Consider the following 19,231-nt stretch of genomic DNA (forward strand, 5'->3'; position numbering starts at 1 on the left):
GCCAATGCCAAAAAAGCAATTCGCCTTTGCCTAAAGGCTCAATTTACCTACTTGACGCGGACATAAGGAATCATTAATATATGTCTGTTGCAGTCTTCACGACTTGCAACCGCACAGAAGAGGCTTTAAAGCGGCGACAAGCCCGCCTTCATGGCGAGTATCAAGAATCGGAAAGGAGACCATCTATGTACGCAATTATCGAAACCGGCGGAAAACAGATCAAGGTTGAAGACGGATCCGTAATCTGGGTAGAAAAACTGAACGCTCAGGAAGGTGAAACCGTAACATTCGACAAAGTTCTGTACGCAGACGGAAAAATCGGCAAACCCTTCGTGGAGGGCGCCGTTGTAACCGGCGTGGTTGAAAAACAGGGCAAAGGCAAGAAAATCACGATCGTGAAATACCGCCCGAAAAAATCTTCCACACGCAGAAAACAGGGTCACAGACAGCCCTATACGCGCGTTAAAATCGAATCCATTCAGGCTTAATGATTCGGATCCGTATTGCTCGGCGCGGCACGGATATTCAGGAAATTAAGATTACCGGACACGCTCTGTCGGCTCCATACGGAGAAGACCTGGTGTGCTGCGGCGTATCAGCCATTTCCATATCCGCATTAAACGCGATCGACGAAATGTTCCCAGAAGCCTGCCGGCTTGTCTGCGAAGACAACCGCATTCTCATCGATGTTCAGACGAGCAGTGAGAAACTGCAGACGGCTCTGGACATGGTTGCGCTTCAGCTTCAGTGCATGGCGCAGACGTATCCAAAGCACATCCAGCTGGGAACGGATTAACGTGCAGCTTTATATTTCAATCATCCGAAGAGAAAGAGGTAAAATCATGCGTTTTAATATGGACCTTCAGTTCTTCGCTTCCAAAAAAGGTGTAGGTTCGACAAAGAACGGCCGTGATTCGCACTCCAAACGCCTTGGTGCGAAACTCGCAGACGGACAGAAATGTCTGGCCGGTGCTGTCATCTACCGTCAGCGCGGAACTAAAATTCATCCCGGAACAAATGTAGGCAGAGGCGGCGACGATACGCTCTTCGCTACAGTTGACGGCGTTGTTAAATACGAAAGACTCGGCAAAACAAGAAAGAAAGTTTCTGTTTACCCAGTTGACTAAGCAAACATTAAATTGAGCCTGTCCAAGGCTCTTTTTTCATGTATGAAATATGATGATCAGGAGAGTGAGGTACCAGCATGTTTGTAGATCAGGTCAAAGTTCACGTCAAAGCCGGTAAGGGCGGCGATGGACTCGTGTCGTTCAAACACGAAAAATATATTGCCAATGGAGGTCCTTTCGGAGGAGACGGAGGAAATGGCGGCAGCGTCATCTTTGAAGCCGATCCCGGTATGGTCACCCTTCTGGATCTGCGTTTCAACCGGATTATCCGTGCCCAGGAAGGGGAGAAGGGAAAGAACAAGCGGATGCACGGCGCCAACGCCTGCGATCGTATTGTTAAAGTGCCGCTCGGCACAATCGTCAAGCGTGCCGATACCGGCCAGATTCTGGCCGATCTGACGGAAGCCCATCAGCAGCAGGTTGTCGCGAAAGGCGGCCAGGGCGGACGCGGAAACTCGCGATTTAAATCGTCCCGCAACGTCGCGCCGCGCTATGCGGAGCCGGGCAAGGAAGGTGAAGAATTCGATGTCATCGTCGAACTGCGCACCCTTGCGGATGTCGGCCTCGTCGGCTATCCGTCGGTCGGCAAATCTACATTCCTGGACGCTGTATCGCGTGCCCGCCCGGAAATCGGCGATTATCCGTTTACGACCATTACGCCAAACGTCGGCGTAGTCCAGACCAAGGACGGCCGCAGCTTTGTCATGGCGGACCTGCCAGGGCTGATTGACGGCGCCAGCGAAGGAAAGGGCCTTGGCCATCAGTTCCTTCGTCATATCGAACGCTGCCGCGTTATCATTCATGTCATCGACATGGGCGGCGAAGAAGGCCGTGATCCGGTACAGGATTACGCCAATATCAACAAGGAACTCGAAAACTACCATCTGCGTCTGCTTGAACGCCCGCAGATTGTGGTCGCCAATAAAATGGACGAAGAACATGCACAGGAAAATCTGCGCCGCTTCAAGGAAGCCTATCCGGATCTCGAAGTCTTTGAGACGATGACCCTCATTCACGAAGGCCTGGATCCGGTACTGCGCAAAGCGGCCGATCTGCTCGAGACGACGCCGGTTTTCCCGGTCCTTGACGAAAACGAGCAGGATCAGGGCGTTACGTATACGTTCGCCGAAAAAGAGAAGCCCTTTACGATCGAGCAGGCGGCTCCTGGACGCTACAAAGTCTATGGACCGCTCATCAAGAAAAACTTCAATCTCGACAAGCTCAATACAGATGAGGACTTCTACAACTTCGCCAATCAGATGCGCTTCCTTGGCATCGATAAGCATTTGCGCGAAGCCGGCGCGGAAGACGGCGACGTGGTGGAACTCGAAGGCTACGAGTTCGAATTCCTGGAAAACTAGTTTTCCCCATACTTTTAAATGTTTAATAACAGGTCGTCTGTCCCAGAACGGAAAAACAGTTTCTGGTAAAAATGGATGATGTCCGTGCAGATTCAAGCCGAAAGGAATATTGTTTTCCTCTCGGCTTTTTTTGCGTTCATCGCCTTTTACCTATTGAAAAGGCGAGCTTTTCTAAAATCTGCAAGGCATTTCACTAAAGGGATCTGTTTTCTGCTATTTTTTAAAGTTAAAATGTAAAGGATATCATTCCACTTTCCCTAAGATGTAAATCAAGAATGAACAAAGTCCAGCGTTTTTGGCAGATATGTCTATTCATATTGAAAAAGTATTCGGGCTGTTTTTTTCTTTTTCAGGCAGTCTCTGTTCGGGCAAAATACAGAGAAAACCGCAAAAGAATATGGATTTGAATGTCGAAAACCGGAGAAAAAAGAAGGAGTAAAAATGAAAAAAGCTGCTAAGCTGACCAGCGCGTTTCTTTCGCTGCTGCTCGGCGCCAGTCCGCTGTTAACGACGACCATCCCGGCCGTAGCCAACGAAGCCAGAGCCGGGCAGGATGACGCACTGACCGGCGAAGTTATTGACGTCACGGAATACGGTGCGGATCCGTCCGGATACAAGGACAGTTCCCCTGCCATCATCGAGGCCATTGCTGCGGCCAAGGAAAAGACGGATGCAGGCGAGTCTGTCACGCTTTCTTTTCCAAAGGGCGAATACAATTTCTACCCGGACAAGGCCACGAAAAAACTGCTCTACCTGTCCAACACAACCGGTGCGAATACCAGCGCATCGCAGCGCACCATCGGAATCTGTATTGAAGACATGCAGAACGTTACCATCGACGGCAACGGTTCCCGTTTTGTTTACCACGGCAAGATGACGCCGTATGCGTCGATTTCTTCGGAAAATGTCGTATTCAAAAACTTCAGTATCGATTACGCGGCACCAACCTGTCTGGAAATGACTGCGGTTGTGGTGGACCAGGCTGCAAAAACGATCACGTACCACATTCCGGAAAGTCTGACCTACACTCTGGATGGAACGAACATCAACTGGAGTTCAGACAAATCGCCCTATACCGGTCAGCCGTACTGGACTCAGGCGAACTCATACAGCTATACCCAGAGCTTTGACGCGGTAAGCGGCGATGCGTGGCGCGGAAGTTCGGATCCTCGTTCCGGTGCTTCAAGCATTGAAGATCTTGGAAACCACATGCTTAAGATCCACTATTCTTCCATGCCGGACATTCCGGCTGGCCGCGTTTATCAAACCCGCAACACGCTGCGCGATCAGACCGCAGGAACGCTGGCGTATTCCAAAAACGTCACCCTGCAGAACATCGAAGAAAACTACGTTCACGGTTTTGGCATCATCGTGCAGATGTGCGAAGACATTACGCTGGACGGCGTTATCTTCGATACGCCGGACAACTCCGGACGCGCAACGTCCTCAAGTGCCGATGACATCAACATTTCCGGTGTCAAAGGAAAAATCACGATCAAGAACTCCCGGTTCCACAATCCGCACGATGACCCGATCAACGTGCATGGAACATTTCTGAAAGTCACAAACGTAGATGGAAACAAAGTCACCGTGGAATACCAGCATAACGAGACATCCGGTTTTCCGAACTACTTTGTCGGCGACAAGATTGAGTTCTCCGAAAAGGGAAGCATGGCGCCAGTAGCCAATTCTACCCGTACAGTTACGGCAGTCAGCTCTCCGGATGGCAAAGGCGGCTGGATCGGAGAAAATACCGGTTCTCTGGGCCGCATCGTCCTGACGCTCGATGAGGCGGTGCCCGCTGGCATTACCGCCAACAACTACCTGACCGAAAACATTTCCTATACGCCGGATGTCGACATTCATGACAACGTCTTTGACGCCTCGCCGACGCGCGGAATTCTCTGTACGACCCGCGGCAATGTCCAGATTCATGACAACATGTTCAACCGCATGAACATGGCGGGCATTTACATTTCCTGTGACGGTCAGTCCTGGTATGAATCTGGCCGTTCGACCAATGTGAACATCTATAACAACACATTTATCAACGGCAACTCACAGGACATTTTCATTGATCCGACTAACCCGAACGTTTCCAAGGACAAGCCGGTTCATCACAACATCAACATTGAAAACAATACGTTCTATACCGAAGGCCATAAAGTACTGGACGCTAAGAGTACCGAAGGCATCACGTTCAAGAACAATACCGTTCTTCGCTCGCAGCCGTTCTCTTCGCTCAGTTTCACAACCACAAGCGATGAGATGACAGTGGGCGATACGATGGTTCCGACAGCCACAATGGAAATGAACAAGTATACTTCCAACCTGTTCTCCTTTAACGGCTGCTCGAATATTAAATTTGAAGGCAACACCTATGATCCGCAGCTGCGCCCGGGCATTGACTTTGGCGGAGGAACAAATGCGGCTGACGTCACATCCACCGACCAGACCAGCGCGTCTCTGAACCAGAACCTGCCGGAAGATGCCAAAGCCTACTATCTTTCCAGCGATCCATCCGTGATTTCCACCGATGCCGCCGGCAACCTGATTGCGGAAGGCCCAGGTGAAGCCACCATTACCGGCTATGTCATCAGCGGAACCCGTAAATTCGAGATGGGAAGCAAAACCATCACCGTTACCGGCGATGCGTCCACATCGGATGCGACGATCGCCGTATCCAGCAATAAAACGGTCCTCAACGGCGGAGACACCGCCAAACTGAGCGCCACAGTAACCGGTGCTGAAGAAGGAACGAAAGTTTCCTGGATCGTTCGCGACGCCTTTACCGGACAGGAAACCGATGGGGCAACCATTACCGAAGACGGCACCCTTACCGCCGGCAATGCAACATTCATCGTCCGCGTAACGGCAAAAGCTGCAGGCACTTCCGCAAGTACCTTGATCCAGATCAATGGTGCGCGTGAATACAAACTGAGCGATGCGCTGAGCGTTCTGCACGCAGCCGAAAGTGATTCGGACCTGTCGCGTGTCGTTTATGGCGACGGCACGATCAAAATGCCTCTGCTTCCTGTTGGTCTGTATCAGCAGCAGGCCGCTGCACATACGCTGGGAACGGCAGTACCAGAAGGTATCGATAAAACAGACTTTACTGTAACAGTAAAAGCCAGCACGCCAGACGGCAACGGAAACTGGGGCTACAGCGGCCTGTATCTCTTTAAGGATCAGGACAATTACGTCTCAGTAGAAAAGAAGAGCCGCGACGGCTCGAGCAATGTCTCCGAGCGCATGGCCATGGTCCGCGAAGTCAGTCAACATGCAGCGGAAACGTGGAATGGCGGCACGGAAGGCGACGGTGAAAACCTGAACACCGCTGCGGATGTATGGTATCGAATCGTTAAGAAAGACACTACGATCGAAGGCTACTACAGCAAGGACGGCGAAACCTTTAACAAGATCGGTCAGGTAGACGGCGCATTCCTTGGAGATGACTTCAAGATTGCACTGGCGGCTGGATCGAACGCTGTCTCGCCTGTACCGTTTGTTACCTATTCCGGACTCACCGTAACGAGCGGCGAGACGGTGAAGAATATTGCGCTTACACAGGAAAATACGCTTCCTGCTCTGACTTCCGCTTCGTGCGCACTGAACGGCAAGACGCTTTCCGTCAGCGCCGAAGGCCAGAGTGCAGGTACCGAACTTGCTGTTCTCTGGGAAAAGGCAGACAGCAAAGACGGTCCATGGACACCGGCCGATTCGCTGACCGGAACTACGCCGGCGGTCGGCAACAGCCTGGCGGGCAAATTTATTCGCGCCAAAGTCTATCAGAAAAAAGGTTCGGCTCTGTCTGCGCCAGTAACAACCGCAGCGGTACAGACAGAAGCGAAACATACCGTAACGATTAATACGCCTGCAGAATCTGTCAAAGCAGGAGAAAACGCGACCTTTACCGCTACGGCTTCGGATGAAAATGCAAGCATCGCCTGGAGTGTCTGTGACGCCTTTACGGGTCAGGCCACAACGGCAGCCACGATCAATGAAAGCACCGGTGTGCTGAGCGGCGTTTCCAGCGGTCTGGTTCTTGTTACTGCGACGACGGGCAGTGCGAGTGCAAGCACGCTGGTAAAAATCGAAAAAGAAGCCTATGGACTGGCCGATGGCGTAACGATCGCACATCGAGCAAGCGCAGACTCCTCCGCTTCGGGTATTGTTCCAGGTGAATCCGGACTGAGCATGGCTCACTGGCACTTTGGTCTGTATCAGCAGCAGACTCCGGGTCATGTAGTAACGTTTGAACTCCCAGATGGCGTTGATGCTGAGCACTTCTCCATTGATGTCAAAGCAAATGCGCCGCAGGGCTCCGGCTACTGGGGTGCGAGCGGTCTCTACCTTTTCAAAGATGCGGACAACTATATTTCCGTGGAACGAAAGAGCCGTTCAAATACAAGTAATGAACGAGAAGTCATGGCGCTTGTACGCGAAGTAAATCAGAGTGCAGCTGAATACTGGGATGACGGCAATGTAGATACCGCTCCAAGCATGGCCCACATAGATAATGTCTGGTATCGCCTCAGTCGAGACGGCAGTACGATCACAGCCGCCTACAGTACGGACGGAACTACCTTCAAGACGATTTCTTCCAATACAGACACAAGTTTCCTCGACGGTGAGAGAACCATCGCTCTGGCCACAGCGACTGGAAACAACGACAGTCATCCGGTAACGACGTTCAGCGATCTTTCCATTACCAGCAATGGCGAGACCAAAGCCTTTGCCCTGACAAGGAAAGTTGAACTTGCCGCACCGACTTCAGTTTCGGTTACGGACGATGAAGAATCGCAGACTCTCCATGCATCGGCAAATACAGACAGTGCCAATGGTTCGATTTCCTACGTATGGCAGAGCGCCGGCAGCTTAGACGGTCCGTGGACGGTTGAGACCGGCCTGCATGGCGACAATGCGCAGTACGATGACAAACTGAATGGAAAGTATCTGCGTGTTCTCGCCTATACCGTTGAAAACGGCATCGTAGGTCCAGCAGCAGAATCGGCTGCGGTACTCATTAAGAACGCTCAGGAAGTGGAAAATCCTGCAGCAACCAAGGAAAGCAGTGAAACACGTCTTGGCAAAGCCCAGGTCAAAGTCGCTGACGCAAAAGACTTCAGCAGTCTCGAGCTTTCCCGTCAGTACTGGTATCTGTTCGCGGATGAAGATCAGGAGACGATCTCCTATGACTTCGCAGCCCTTGCACCGGATGCCAAAGTCACAGTCAGCTTCAACAACAAGCCGGTCGATGCCAAGGCGGATGATGTAAAACTGTACGCCGGCTTCAACCTGTTCGAAATTTTCGTTACCGCTAAAGACGGAACGATTAAGGATTACCGTCTGCAGGTATTCCGCTCCGGCGATGGCGACCAGTCGGTCAAGACCCTTATAGTCAACGGTGCAGAAGTCGCAATTCCAGAAGACGGAAAGGTTCGCGTCGATGTCGATTCCACGGCCACAAGCGCGGCTATCGAAGCCGAAGCGAATTCGAAGCGCAGCACGATCGAATACTTCCTCGATGGCAAGAAGCTCGACAACCCGATGATTGATCTTAAGGACGGCCCGAATAAAGTGATTGTCGTCTGCCACAGCGAGGCACTCCAGATGCCGAACTATGTCGAAGTCAACGTCTACAAAGCGACAAACGCAGACTGCAGCCTGAGCGGCGTGGATTTCGGAGCGAATGCGTCCCTTACCGAAACCTTTGATCAAGCCGTTGACACGTATACGGGTTCGCATTTCGGTCTGCTCATTCCGTTCACTTTCACCGCGACCAACGCCAATGCGAAAGTTGAAGTCTTCAAGGGCGACACGCTGATTAAGAGCGGAACCGGCAGCGTAACCTGGAATACAAACGGCTCGGCTGAAGATCCAACCGAGATCAAAGTCAAAGTCACCAGCCCCGATGCGTCGGCGACCAAGACGTACAGCTTCACCCTCACGCCAGCCGACGGCTATTACGCATCGGAACTGCCCTGGACGAAAGCCGAAACCGGCTGGTCCGGTCACAACCCGCAGCGTGATCTCAGTGTGGAAGGCAATGTGCTGACCCTCTTTGACGGAACGAAAGATGTTACATTCGCCAAAGGGATCGGTACGCATTCTGCCGCGAGCGGAGATGTAGATATCGATATCGATCTGAGCGGCAAGCAGGGACTCGATCACTTCTATTCCAAAGTCGGACTGGACAAGGAAGCCGCTTCGGCCAGCCCGAAAGTCAAGTTTACGGTTCTGGCCGACGGTGTAGAACTTGGCTCGGTCGACAACCAGACGCGTGAAATGAAGTACGGCGAAATCGACGTGGATATTCCAGCCGGAACGAAGACGCTGACGCTGCGCGTTACCAACCGCGCGGACGGAAACTCCAACTCGCATGCCGACTGGGCTGAAGCCAAACTGACGAAGAAAGCGGAAACCCCGCTCCATCTGAGCGCTCAAATTGATCCATCCTGCAGCGGAACCGGAACGGTGACTGCATCGGAAGGCGATCTGGCCGCCGGTCAGTGGGTAACCGTCAAAGCGGAAGCAGCCGAAGGATCCCGTTTCGTTCGCTGGACCAAAGCCGATGGAACGGAACTGAGTACGGATGCGGAATACACGTACCAGATCGCAGCCGACACCGCTTCGATCCTGGCCGTATTCGAAAGCACAGACGGCAAGCTCCCGGCTCCAACAGGACTGACGGCGACGCCGTCCCGTGAAAACGGTGTACTGGGCGCTACCCTCAGCTGGAATGCGGTAGAAAACGCAAATGGCTACACCGTAGGCATCACCATGCCAAACGGCATGCATTTCGAAATGCCGGGAAGCGAAACGTCCATGCCGACCGGTCTGACCCGCAAAGGTACCTGGACCTGGACCGTTACTGCCAACGGCAGCGAAGAATCCGGAACGCTTGACAGTAAACCTGCCGAAAGCAAGATTCAGGTTATCGGTGTAACCTTCGATACGCAGATTGAGGGCGAACAGAGCAGTGAAGCGCTCTACGTTGCCGGATCCCCTGTTGAAAAACCGGCTGATCCAGAACGCGAAGGCTATACGTTCAGCGGCTGGTATACCGATGCGGATTGCCAGAATGCGTTCAGCTTCGAAACCGAGAAGCCGGCAGCCGAAACCACGCTTTACGCGAAGTGGACCAAAGACGAAGAGCCGACACCGGAACTTGACTGGACGCTTCTGAATGCGGCGATTGATAAGGGCAATGCGATCAACGCAAAACTGGCATCCTACTCCGATACCGGCAAGAAAGCCTTCACCGATACGCTGGCCTTGGCAAAACTGCTCAAAACCAGTAAGAACACAACGCAGCAGGAGATTGACGCAATGGCTAAAGATCTGGCTTCCAAAGAGCTGGCTCTGCGCCTGACGCCCGACAAGAGTCTGCTGACGAAGTAATTCATTCGTGCTTACCAGACGTTCTGGAGGATTTAGACTTTTTCCACCACTTTTGACGAACCAGAATGTCTGAAGCAAATTGCGGCGGTTCACGCCTGCAGAGAAAACTGCAGGACGAACCGCCGCTTTTCTGTATCCAAAAAGAGAAAGGAAATTGACGGCGTCTTTCTTACGATTGCCGGGAAATCTGCCTTAGAAAAAGCGGATATTGTAAAATGAGACAGAGAATCGCAAAGCCGGTTCAAAATGCGACAAGACAGAGCCCTCCTGCTGCAGCTGCTTCTTCGGATACCGAAAGAGCATAAGAATATCCGGTATCCGGGGAAGATTTGGGAACGATAGGATCTGTGTTAAAATTTTCAGGTATAGGTGAAATATGTCTAAAATTTCTATTATCGTGCCCTGCTACAATGAGCAGGCCATGATCCCATTGCTGTATGAAACGCTGGTGAAGACGACCGACGCCATTGAAGGTCATACTTTTGAGTTTCTGCTGGTAGATGACGGATCCAAAGACAATACGATGAAGGAAATTCTGGAGATCGCCAAAATCGATCCGCGCGTTCGCTACATTTCCTTTTCCCGCAACTTTGGCAAGGAAAGCGCCATTTACGCCGGTCTGGAAAACTCAGACGGCGATCTGACGGTCATCATGGACGCTGACCTGCAGGATCCGCCCGCACTGCTTCCTGAAATGATTGATGCGATCGAAAAGGAAGGCTATGACTCTGTCGCTACCCGGCGCGTGACCCGAAAAGGCGAGCCGAAAATCGTTTCCTTTTTTGCGCGCCGTTTTTATCAGCTGATGAATCGAATGAGCGATGTGGACATGGTCGACGGCGCCCGGGACTACCGTATGATGAACCGCGAATTTGTGAACGCCATTCTGGAACTTGAAGAATACAACCGCTTTTCCAAAGGCATCTTTGGCTGGGTTGGATTCAAAACCAAATGGCTCGAATACGAAAACATCAAGCGGGCAGCCGGCGAGACCAAGTGGTCGTTCTGGAAGCTGTTTAAATACGCCATTACCGGCATCGTTTCTTTTTCGACCGTTCCGCTTCAGTTTGCGGCAGCTTTAGGCGTACTCTTTTCCTTAGTAGCGTTTGTGATGATCATCGTGATTGTCGTGCGCAAAATCTGCTTTGGCGATCCGGTGCAGGGCTGGGCGTCTACGGTATGCATAATTATGCTGATTGGGGGGATTCAGCTGCTTTCGATCGGGGTGCTCAGTCAGTACATTTCCCGCATGTATCTCGAAATCAAGGATCGTCCGATCTATTTGTGCGCCAGAACGAACCTCGATGACGATGCGCCCGCGTCGGCTTTGCATCATGGCCGCCGCCGTTCTGTCCGCCTGTATGCGGATCGAGAGGATTACGGATCCGCGCCGCAGCGTGCAGATCAAAAAAGGATACAGGCAGGAGAAGCGGATGCAGACGATACGGTTAGACCCGCTGATCCAGCGAACGAATAAGAATCCTGAGCTTTCCCTAATAACGGAAAGCTTATAGAAAGAAGGGTAAAGTGATGGAACTTCTTACCTGGAATGTGAATGGAATCCGGGCTCTGGCTCGAAAGGGCCTGGAGCAGATGCTGGATTATCTGAATGCGGACATTGTCTGCTTTCAGGAAATTAAGGCGACGGAAGATCAGATTGAACTGAATCCTGATCTTTATCCGTATCAGTACGTGAATTCAGCCGTAAAGAAAGGCTATTCCGGAACGATGATTGCCTCCCGCATGGAAGCAAAAAAAGTCGTCCGGGGAATCGGGATCGAAGAATTCGATCAGGAAGGCCGCGTGATTACCGCATATTTTGAACACTTTGCGGTCGTCTGCGTTTACGTGCCCAACTCGCAGGAAAATCTGAAACGAATCGACTACCGTCTTCGCTTTGACAAGGCGTTTACCGACTATCTTCGCTCCATCGATCTTCCTCTGTTGGTGTGCGGGGATTTCAACGTTGCGCGCACTGCGCAGGATATCTGGGATGAGGCCGATGGAGAAGGAAGCGCCGGCTATTCTGAACAGGAAAGAAACAGTTTTGAAACGAACTACCTGTCCGATCTGGCTGACGTGTACCGCGTTCTGAAGCCAGAGGGCCGCGATTATTCCTGGTGGTCCTACCAGAAACGCAGCCGCGATCGCAATGCCGGCTGGCGAATCGATTACTGGCTGGCTTCCAGGGACCTCATGGACAAGGTGGAGGACATCGAAATTCTTGGTGATCTGTACGGCAGCGATCACTGTCCGGTTCTGCTTACGATCGATCTTCCAGAAGAATAAAGGCTTTTTCTCAGCTGAGATTTCTTCTGTTCGCCTGCCGCGAGCGGATTTGCCAAATCAAAAACAGACGGCCCGGTCTGACAGGACAGTCAGCCGGGCCGCTTTTTGATGGCGTTATGAAATACAGGGCGAATGGAAAGCGTCGGAAAAGCCAAAATCATGGCATCCGTTCTGGTGTATTGAAAACTGGTCCAGAATGTCGCTAATCGGAAATGAAAACTGATCCAGAGAGAGAACAAAGGAAAAAGCCTGAGAGGCTGCATGAGCAGTTTCTCAGGCTTGATTTTTAACAGATGAATTTCAGGAGGGACAAATTCAGGAATCGGATTCGTCTTTGAAACGGAGGCGCTTGCCTTCCAGGTAGTAGCGCTTTTCCTGAGCATGACCCATAGAGAACGTCTTACGCGGAAGCGAACCGTCGGCTTCGATGGTTTCAAACAGGGAATCCCGTTCGATTTTTGGAAGGAAGAATCCGATGGATCCATCCTGCGAGGCCAGATCTTCGAGATCTTTTTCGCCATGGATGTAATCGATCGTTCCTTCGTTTTCGGCCAGCCACTCGTCCAGCTGCTTCTGAAGCACAGCCAGAGGAAGCGGGGAAATCGCATCGTCGAGAACGATCGTACCGTTTTCGCCCCCGGCTGCCCATTCGATGGGGTAACCGCCCTGAGCGGGTGCTTTCTCGTTGAAATAAGCGATCAGCCCAGCCGGATCGGTATTTTTGATGATGCGGTGAATCGGTTCGAACTTCTGGGCTTCATCCTGCAGGTTTTCCAGTTCGGCTAAGGCGAAACGGGCCGGATGAACGCGCTTTTCTTCTTCTGTAAGTGTCGGCTTGATTTCTTCCCAGATCGTTTTGGCAGCGGCAAGAGAATGGTTTCCATCGCCGACCGCATAAACGAGCGGATTGGGCAGGGAAGAACGGGTTTCGTATTCGGAAATCCAGGCGCAGACGAGATCTTTTTCTTCGCCCTGAATGATGCGTCCAGTGATGTGGCCGCCGTCTTTCATGAGGTCAAAATCGTAAAGAACCGGCAGAGTTTCCCGAATGGCGTGAAGCTGCTTGAACAGCGCGTCTTCGGCATCGTTCTGAAGCAGAAGAATGTGCGGGAATTCAAGAATGGCATCGCGGCGAATCTGGGCACGCGGCGGAATGCGTTCCAGAATCGTGGCTTCCGTTGCACGGATCGGACGATCCGTCGGGCAATGGTAGTCGTATTCTTCGAGATCAAGCGCGCCGACCAGACCTTTACGGATCGAACCGTCGACGAGCGTACGTTCTACATAAATCAGGCAGTCCCTGAGTTCTTTGAGCACGCCGTCGTTTAAGTAGCTCGACATGTTCTGGGCAATTGTTGCCTGATGGGCTTCGCCCTGTTTCGTTTCCAGCCAGGCTTCCGGGAGGATCAGATTCAGCGTACTTGGGGAATCCTGGATTGATTTCGCCACCGAGTTCCAGTATTCGGGATTGCTGGAATACTGGTCGCAGGCGACAACCGCCCAGTCCCTGAAGTTGCCGTTGGCCGGAATGAGGATATCAGCAGAAGAGAAGATCATTACTTCGCATCCTTTTCAAAGAGGTTTACGCGGATGACTTCATCCAGGCTGCGGATGGCTTCCAGGGATTCTTCGGTCGGTTTTTCTTCGAGATCGAGAATGGTGTAGGAAATGTTGCCGCGGGATTTGTTCAGGAGGTTTTCGATGTTGGATCCGTTTGCGGACAGGATGTCAGTCATTCTGGAGAGCACTTTCGGCTTGTTGGAATGGATGACGCCGACACGGTACGGCATTCTCAGTTCGAGAGATACGTTTGGCAGGTTGACGGAGTTGATGATGCTGCCTTCTTCGAGGTAGGCACGCAGTTCCTTTGCAGCCGCAACGGCGCAGTTTTCTTCGGATTCAGCCGTGCTTGCACCGAGGTGCGGCAGAGCAATGACACCAGGATGTCCGGCGAGCTTGGCGTCTGGGAAGTCAGTTACGTACAGAGCGACTTTTCCGGAATCGAGCGCTTCGAGGATATCGTCATCGTTAACGAGTCCGCCGCGCGCGAAGTTCATGATTTTCACGCCGTCTTTCATCTGGGCGATGGTTTCCTTGTTGATCAGGCCGCGTGTGGAATCGAGCAGCGGCAGATGGAGGGAGACGAAGTCGGCATCCGCAAGCAGATCTTTGAGATCTGTCTTGTGCTCTACCCAGCGGGAGAGTTTCAGAGCGGATTCAACGGAAAGGTAAGGGTCATAGCCCATAACGTTCATATCGAGATGGAGCGCGGTGTTGGCCAGCTTGCTTCCGATGGCGCCAAGACCGATGACACCGAGTTTCTTTCCGGCGATTTCGTTGCCGGCGTATTTCTTTTTCTGCTTTTCTACGTCTTTGGCAAGCGTTTCGCTGCCGGCCTGGGTGTTAACCCATTCCATACCGTGATACAGATCGCGGCTGGCGAGAAGCAGTCCGGCAATTACGAGTTCCTTAACGGCGTTGGCGTTGGCACCCGGCGTATTGAATACGGCGATGCCGCGTTTTGTGCATTCGTCAAGATCGATGTTGTTGACGCCGGCGCCGGCACGGGCGATGGCTTTCAGTGTTTCTGGATAATCCAGGTTATGCAGATCCGCACTGCGGACCATGATGGCGTCCGGGTTGGCGGCGTTGGCTTCATACGTGTAGGTTTCGTCAAATACTGCGGTTCCTTTGTCCGAAATCGCGTTCAGTAAAGAAATGGTTCTCATACGTGTTCCTCTTCAAATGCTTTCATAAAGTCGACAAGGGCTTTTACGCCTTCTACAGGCATGGCGTTGTAAATGGAAGCGCGCATGCCGCCGACGGTACGGTGACCTTTCAGGTTTTCAAAACCGGCTTCTTTGGCTTTGGCGATGAATTCTTTATCGAGTTCCGGATCGCCGGTTACGAACGGGATGTTGACCAGGGAACGGTCTTCTACCGCTACCGGGTTAGAGAACATCTTGGAGTTATCGAGGTAGTCATAGAGAAGGCCGGCTTTTTCCTGATTGATCTTTTCCATGTTTTCCAGACCGCCGATCTGTTCTTCGAGCCATTTGCAGACAAGGCCGACCATGTAAATGCCGTATGTAGGAGGCGTGTTGTACATGGAATCGTGGTCTACGTAAGTCTTGTAGTCGAGCATGGCCGAAGGAATATCGTCGCGCTGCTCATCGAGCAGGTCTTTCTTGATGATGACCAGAGTAACGCCGGCAGGACCGAGATTTTTCTGGGCGCCCGCAAAGATCATGTCATACTGGGTGACATCTAGCGGTTCAGTGAAAATGCAGCTCGAAAGGTCTGCAATCAGACGCTTGCCTTCATGAGGCGGCAGATTTTTGTACTTTGTTCCGTAGATGGTGTTGTTTTCGCAGATGTAGACGTAGTCTGTATCCGGATCCAGATCTTCCTGGGTAATTTTTGGAATATATGTGAACGTTTTGTCGCTGCTGTCTCCGGCAAGATGAACACGGCCAAGTTTTTTCGCTTCTGCGATGGCTTTCTTTGTCCACTGACCGGTGTTGATGATATCAGCTCCGTTTTTGTTGAAGTTCATTGGAACCATGGAGAACTGAAGGTTTCCGCCTCCCTGCAGGAAGAGGATTTCGTAGTCTTCCGGAATGCTGGCCAGACGACGAATGGTATCTTTGGTTTCCTGAAGAATGGATTCGAAGGCCTTGGAACGGTGAGACATTTCCATCACGCTCATTCCAGATCCTCTGGCATCCAGCATTTCATCGGCTGCTGTTTTCAGCACCCATTCAGGCATACAGGCCGGGCCTGCAGAAAAGTTATACACTTTACTCATTTTGATCTCCGTTTCTAAATTTCCAGATTCCTGTATCGATCAGAAATCGTGTACAGCGTTCACGATTCGTGATCTCAAGAGGAATATGTAAGTTATATCACTCGAAGGGAAAGTCAAAAAATCTGGATCGGCTTTTTACTAAAATTCGCCTGAGAGTGTACGCAAATGTGAAAATTTTCATTTTTCCGGACTTGCTTTCTGAAAGAAAAATTGGTTCAGAAAACAGAGATGGCTTTCAAAAGGGCGAATCCAATCCGAATTGGGCGATGCGTGCGGAAAATACGCCGCGTAACCGTCTTTTGCCTCGAATGAACGTCCATTCGCGTACAAAACAGAAAGAAAAACCGTGCTCTGTTCAGCCGGCGCATGCAGAAGCTGACAACCGCTCCATGCGCTCGTGTACGGCAAAAGGCTGCCGGAAAATGGGAAACGGCAGGCGGCAGTGGATTTGGTATAATGGGAAGGCTGGTCCGAGCGCGAAAATGCACAGGGAAATTCGGCGTATTGAGTCGAATGGAAAGCGACGGAAACAGCGAGAAAAACAGGGAGGAAGGCCTATGATTGGATATCTGGAAGGAACCGTTTTAAAAACGCGAAAAGACAGTCTGATTCTTCAGTGCGGACCGATCGGCTTCATCGTCTATGTGCCCGCGGCCAAAAGCTACGCGCCAGGCCAGGCTCTCTCTTTATATTGTTATCAGCAGTTCAAGGAAGACGATCAGTGCCTGTACGGCTTTGAAAGCGAAGCGCTTTACGATCTGTTCGTACTCCTGATTCAGGTCAAGGGCATTGGATGCAAAATGGCGCTCAACATGCTTGCCGCCTCGAATGAATCGTCCATTATCCGGGCGATTGAAAACGGCGATGCCGCAGCACTCAAAAAGCTGCCGGGCATCGGTGCCAAAACCGCTGGCCAGATTCTGCTCGATCTCAAGGGAAAAGTCGTTCTTCCCGAAGACAAGCCCAAATCCAAGGACAGTGCTGCTCCATCCGATCCCGTTGTCGCGGAAGTCAGCGATGCCCTGTTATCGCTGGGCTATCGTCAGCCGGAAATCGACAGTCTGAAGCTGAACGAACAGCTGGCGCAGTATCCGCAGACCGACGCGCTTTTACGCTTTGCGCTGCGTGAACTGGCGCGCAGAAAAAAAGGCGTCTGAGAGGCGCCCGGATCGTCAAGTCCAAACGCGTTTAACCTTACAACAATTTCGTTCTGTCTGAACAAATTTCTACCATATTTATTTATTTATTAGGGATCCGTTTGGGTCTCTCTTCATAGAAGGCCGAAAATGAAATCGGTAACATTTTCTGAATAAAAGAGCAGAGAGAAATCCAGAGGAACCAGATCCGAAACGAATCGGGTCCGAACGGAATCAAACGGTTCTGAAAAAAACGATCCGCAAAAGAATACGTACCCAAAAGAAAAACTGGAACGAATGGATTCCAGTACTCATAAAGTAAAGCCCCCGATCCGGCGCAGTTTCTGGCGTCTCGATCGGAAAGTGAAAGAAAGGAGGACCTATGGAAGAAGAACGTCTTGTAGATGCAGCCGAGCAGACCGAAGACAAAGATCAGGCGCTGCGTCCGGCAACGCTGGCGGAATACATTGGCCAGCAGGAACTGAAACAAAATCTTAACGTCTACATTCAGGCGGCCAGAAGCCGCAGCGAAGTTCTGGACCACGTCCTTTTATACGGACCTCCCGGACTGGGAAAGACGACCCTGGCGATGATCATCGCCCATGAAATGAACGGCAATCTCGTGACCGCTTCCGGTCCGGCGATTCAGAAATCCGGTGATCTGGCGGCGATTTTATCGACGCTGGAAGCCGGCGATGTGCTCTTTATTGATGAAATTCACCGCATTCCGCGCCAGATTGAAGAAATTCTCTATTCGGCGATGGAAGACTTTTATCTCGATATTGTGGTCGGAAAGGAAGGCGCTTCAGCCCATTCGATCCGTCTGGCTCTGCCGCCCTTTACGCTGGTCGGCGCAACAACCCGTGCCGGCGATCTTTCCGCGCCGCTGCGCGACCGCTTTGGCATCGTGCTGCCGCTCGAATATTACGCGCAGGCCGATCTCGAAAAGATCGTCAGCCGTACGTCGGGCATTCTCAACACATCGATTGAAGATGATGCGATTGGCGAAGTGGCCAGACGCTCGCGCGGTACGCCGCGTATCGCCAACCGCCTGCTCCGCCGCATCCGCGACTTTGCCCAGGTGTATAACGGCGGACACATTTCCCTTGATGTGGCCGGTGATGCGCTCGACCGCATGAAAGTCGACGATCTTGGTCTGGATCAGGTGGACCGCAAATATCTCGAAGGCATCATTTTCCGCTTTGGCGGCGGACCCGTCGGTGTAGAAGCCCTCGCCAGTTCCATTGGCGAAGACGCGGCGACACTCGAAGACATGTACGAGCCGTTTCTGCTGCAGACCGGTCTGATTAACCGGACCCCGCGCGGCCGTATTGCTACGCCGAAAGCGTACGCCCATCTGCACATTACCGAGTCGGCTTTGCACGACGAGGCAGAAGACGATTCGCAGGATTAAGGACAAATCCGGCGAATGGACAGACGCGGCAAATCTGTACTGGAAATCCGTACGGTCAATCCGTACGCTACCACCAGAACAGCCCATCTAACAAAGACAGAGTTTAAGAAGATCGCGCGGCTTTCCCTGCGCGTTTTCTTACGCTCTCTCACGAATTTTCCATACTGAAAAGGAGAACGAACTATGCGATCCGTTTCGCGGCTTTCCTCTACGCTTTCTGAAACCGCTCTGGCAGTTCTGCTCGTTTTGGGCGTGCCTTTGCTGAGCGCCTGCGGTTCGTCCAGACGGACCGTCAGCTGTACGCAGACCAACGAGAACGGAAGTCTTTCTCTTCGTATGAGCGCACCTTCCGAACAGAGCCAGGTCGAACTTCTGGAAATTACCATGAAGTATCCGCACGATTTCGATCAGCAGCTGACCGGCTATCGGGTCCCTTTGCAGGAAGGGGACAGCGACGGCTCCAAAACAAAAAGCGCGCTGATTGCGGATGCCCTTGCGCAGACGCTTGGCATTCAGGCCGATCTGGTCAAAGTGAAGCGAGAAGATGATGGCTATATCGCCAGCGCGACAATTCAGAACATCCCCGCTCTGTTTGCCTCCCTTGGTCTGAGCGCAGACGGACTCGATCTCGACGAAATTGAAGCCGCCCTCGAACAGGATGCGCAGTTTGCCTGTCTGCCCGAGTAGGATCG

General features: G+C 52.0%; 13 protein-coding genes and 1 other annotated feature. Of the genes, 10 read left to right on the forward strand and 3 right to left on the reverse strand.

The window, feature by feature from the left end; translation table 11 throughout:
- Window positions 1-97 precede the first annotated feature (97 nt).
- Window positions 98-171, forward strand: a sequence feature (ribosomal protein L21 leader region).
- Between the two features lie 14 nt (window positions 172-185).
- The 7 genes from rplU to Afil_RS00865 all read left to right on the forward strand — a co-directional run bounded on the left by rplU (window position 186) and on the right by Afil_RS00865 (window position 12,181).
- Window positions 186-488: a 50S ribosomal protein L21 gene (gene rplU / locus Afil_RS00835; RefSeq protein WP_230266637.1), complete on the forward strand. Its 303-nt coding sequence runs from the start codon at window positions 186-188 to the stop codon at window positions 486-488.
- Complete coding sequence (locus tag Afil_RS00840) at window positions 488-796, forward strand: ribosomal-processing cysteine protease Prp (RefSeq protein WP_230266638.1); 309 nt, start codon at window positions 488-490, stop codon at window positions 794-796. The genes rplU and Afil_RS00840 overlap by 1 nt, the downstream gene beginning before the upstream one ends.
- A gap of 46 nt (window positions 797-842) precedes the next feature.
- A complete protein-coding gene (gene rpmA / locus Afil_RS00845; RefSeq protein ID WP_230266639.1) occupies window positions 843-1,127 on the forward strand; it encodes a 50S ribosomal protein L27 in 285 nt (94 codons plus the stop codon).
- 77 nt (window positions 1,128-1,204) lie between these two features.
- Window positions 1,205-2,488 (forward strand): GTPase ObgE, encoded by a 1,284-nt coding sequence (obgE, locus tag Afil_RS00850; RefSeq protein WP_230266640.1) that lies wholly within the window; start codon window positions 1,205-1,207, stop codon window positions 2,486-2,488.
- Between the two features lie 441 nt (window positions 2,489-2,929).
- Complete coding sequence (locus Afil_RS00855; protein WP_230266641.1) at window positions 2,930-9,892, forward strand: NPCBM/NEW2 domain-containing protein; 6,963 nt, start codon at window positions 2,930-2,932, stop codon at window positions 9,890-9,892.
- A gap of 376 nt (window positions 9,893-10,268) precedes the next feature.
- On the forward strand, window positions 10,269-11,369 hold the full coding sequence (locus Afil_RS00860; protein WP_230266642.1) for a glycosyltransferase family 2 protein: 1,101 nt from the start codon (window positions 10,269-10,271) through the stop codon (window positions 11,367-11,369).
- Between the two features lie 53 nt (window positions 11,370-11,422).
- Entirely contained in the window at window positions 11,423-12,181 is a 759-nt protein-coding gene (locus Afil_RS00865; protein WP_230266643.1) for an exodeoxyribonuclease III, read from the forward strand.
- A 315-nt stretch (window positions 12,182-12,496) separates the two neighbouring features.
- Here Afil_RS00865 and Afil_RS00870 read toward each other — a convergent pair whose 3' ends face one another.
- The 3 genes from Afil_RS00870 to serC are packed head-to-tail and all read right to left on the reverse strand — an operon-like array spanning window position 12,497 to window position 15,989.
- On the reverse strand, window positions 12,497-13,738 hold the full coding sequence (locus Afil_RS00870) for a DUF1015 domain-containing protein (protein ID WP_230266644.1): 1,242 nt from the start codon (window positions 13,736-13,738) through the stop codon (window positions 12,497-12,499).
- Entirely contained in the window at window positions 13,738-14,910 is a 1,173-nt protein-coding gene (locus tag Afil_RS00875) for a phosphoglycerate dehydrogenase (protein WP_230266645.1), read from the reverse strand. The genes Afil_RS00870 and Afil_RS00875 overlap by 1 nt, the downstream gene beginning before the upstream one ends.
- A complete protein-coding gene (gene serC, locus Afil_RS00880) occupies window positions 14,907-15,989 on the reverse strand; it encodes a 3-phosphoserine/phosphohydroxythreonine transaminase (protein ID WP_230266646.1) in 1,083 nt (360 codons plus the stop codon). The genes Afil_RS00875 and serC overlap by 4 nt, the downstream gene beginning before the upstream one ends.
- Window positions 15,990-16,546: 557 nt before the next feature.
- Between serC and ruvA the strand changes: the two genes are divergently transcribed.
- The 3 genes from ruvA to Afil_RS00895 all read left to right on the forward strand — a co-directional run bounded on the left by ruvA (window position 16,547) and on the right by Afil_RS00895 (window position 19,226).
- Window positions 16,547-17,146 (forward strand): Holliday junction branch migration protein RuvA, encoded by a 600-nt coding sequence (ruvA, locus tag Afil_RS00885; protein WP_230266647.1) that lies wholly within the window; start codon window positions 16,547-16,549, stop codon window positions 17,144-17,146.
- 361 nt (window positions 17,147-17,507) lie between these two features.
- On the forward strand, window positions 17,508-18,539 hold the full coding sequence (ruvB, locus tag Afil_RS00890; protein ID WP_230266648.1) for a Holliday junction branch migration DNA helicase RuvB: 1,032 nt from the start codon (window positions 17,508-17,510) through the stop codon (window positions 18,537-18,539).
- A 183-nt stretch (window positions 18,540-18,722) separates the two neighbouring features.
- Window positions 18,723-19,226 carry a hypothetical protein gene (locus tag Afil_RS00895; protein WP_230266649.1) on the forward strand — a complete coding sequence of 168 codons (504 nt, stop codon included), beginning with the start codon at window positions 18,723-18,725 and terminating at the stop codon, window positions 19,224-19,226.
- Window positions 19,227-19,231 lie beyond the last annotated feature (5 nt).

Source organism: Allobaculum fili (genome assembly GCF_020969955.1).
Classification (GTDB): domain Bacteria; phylum Bacillota_I; class Bacilli_A; order Erysipelotrichales; family Erysipelotrichaceae; genus Allobaculum; species Allobaculum fili.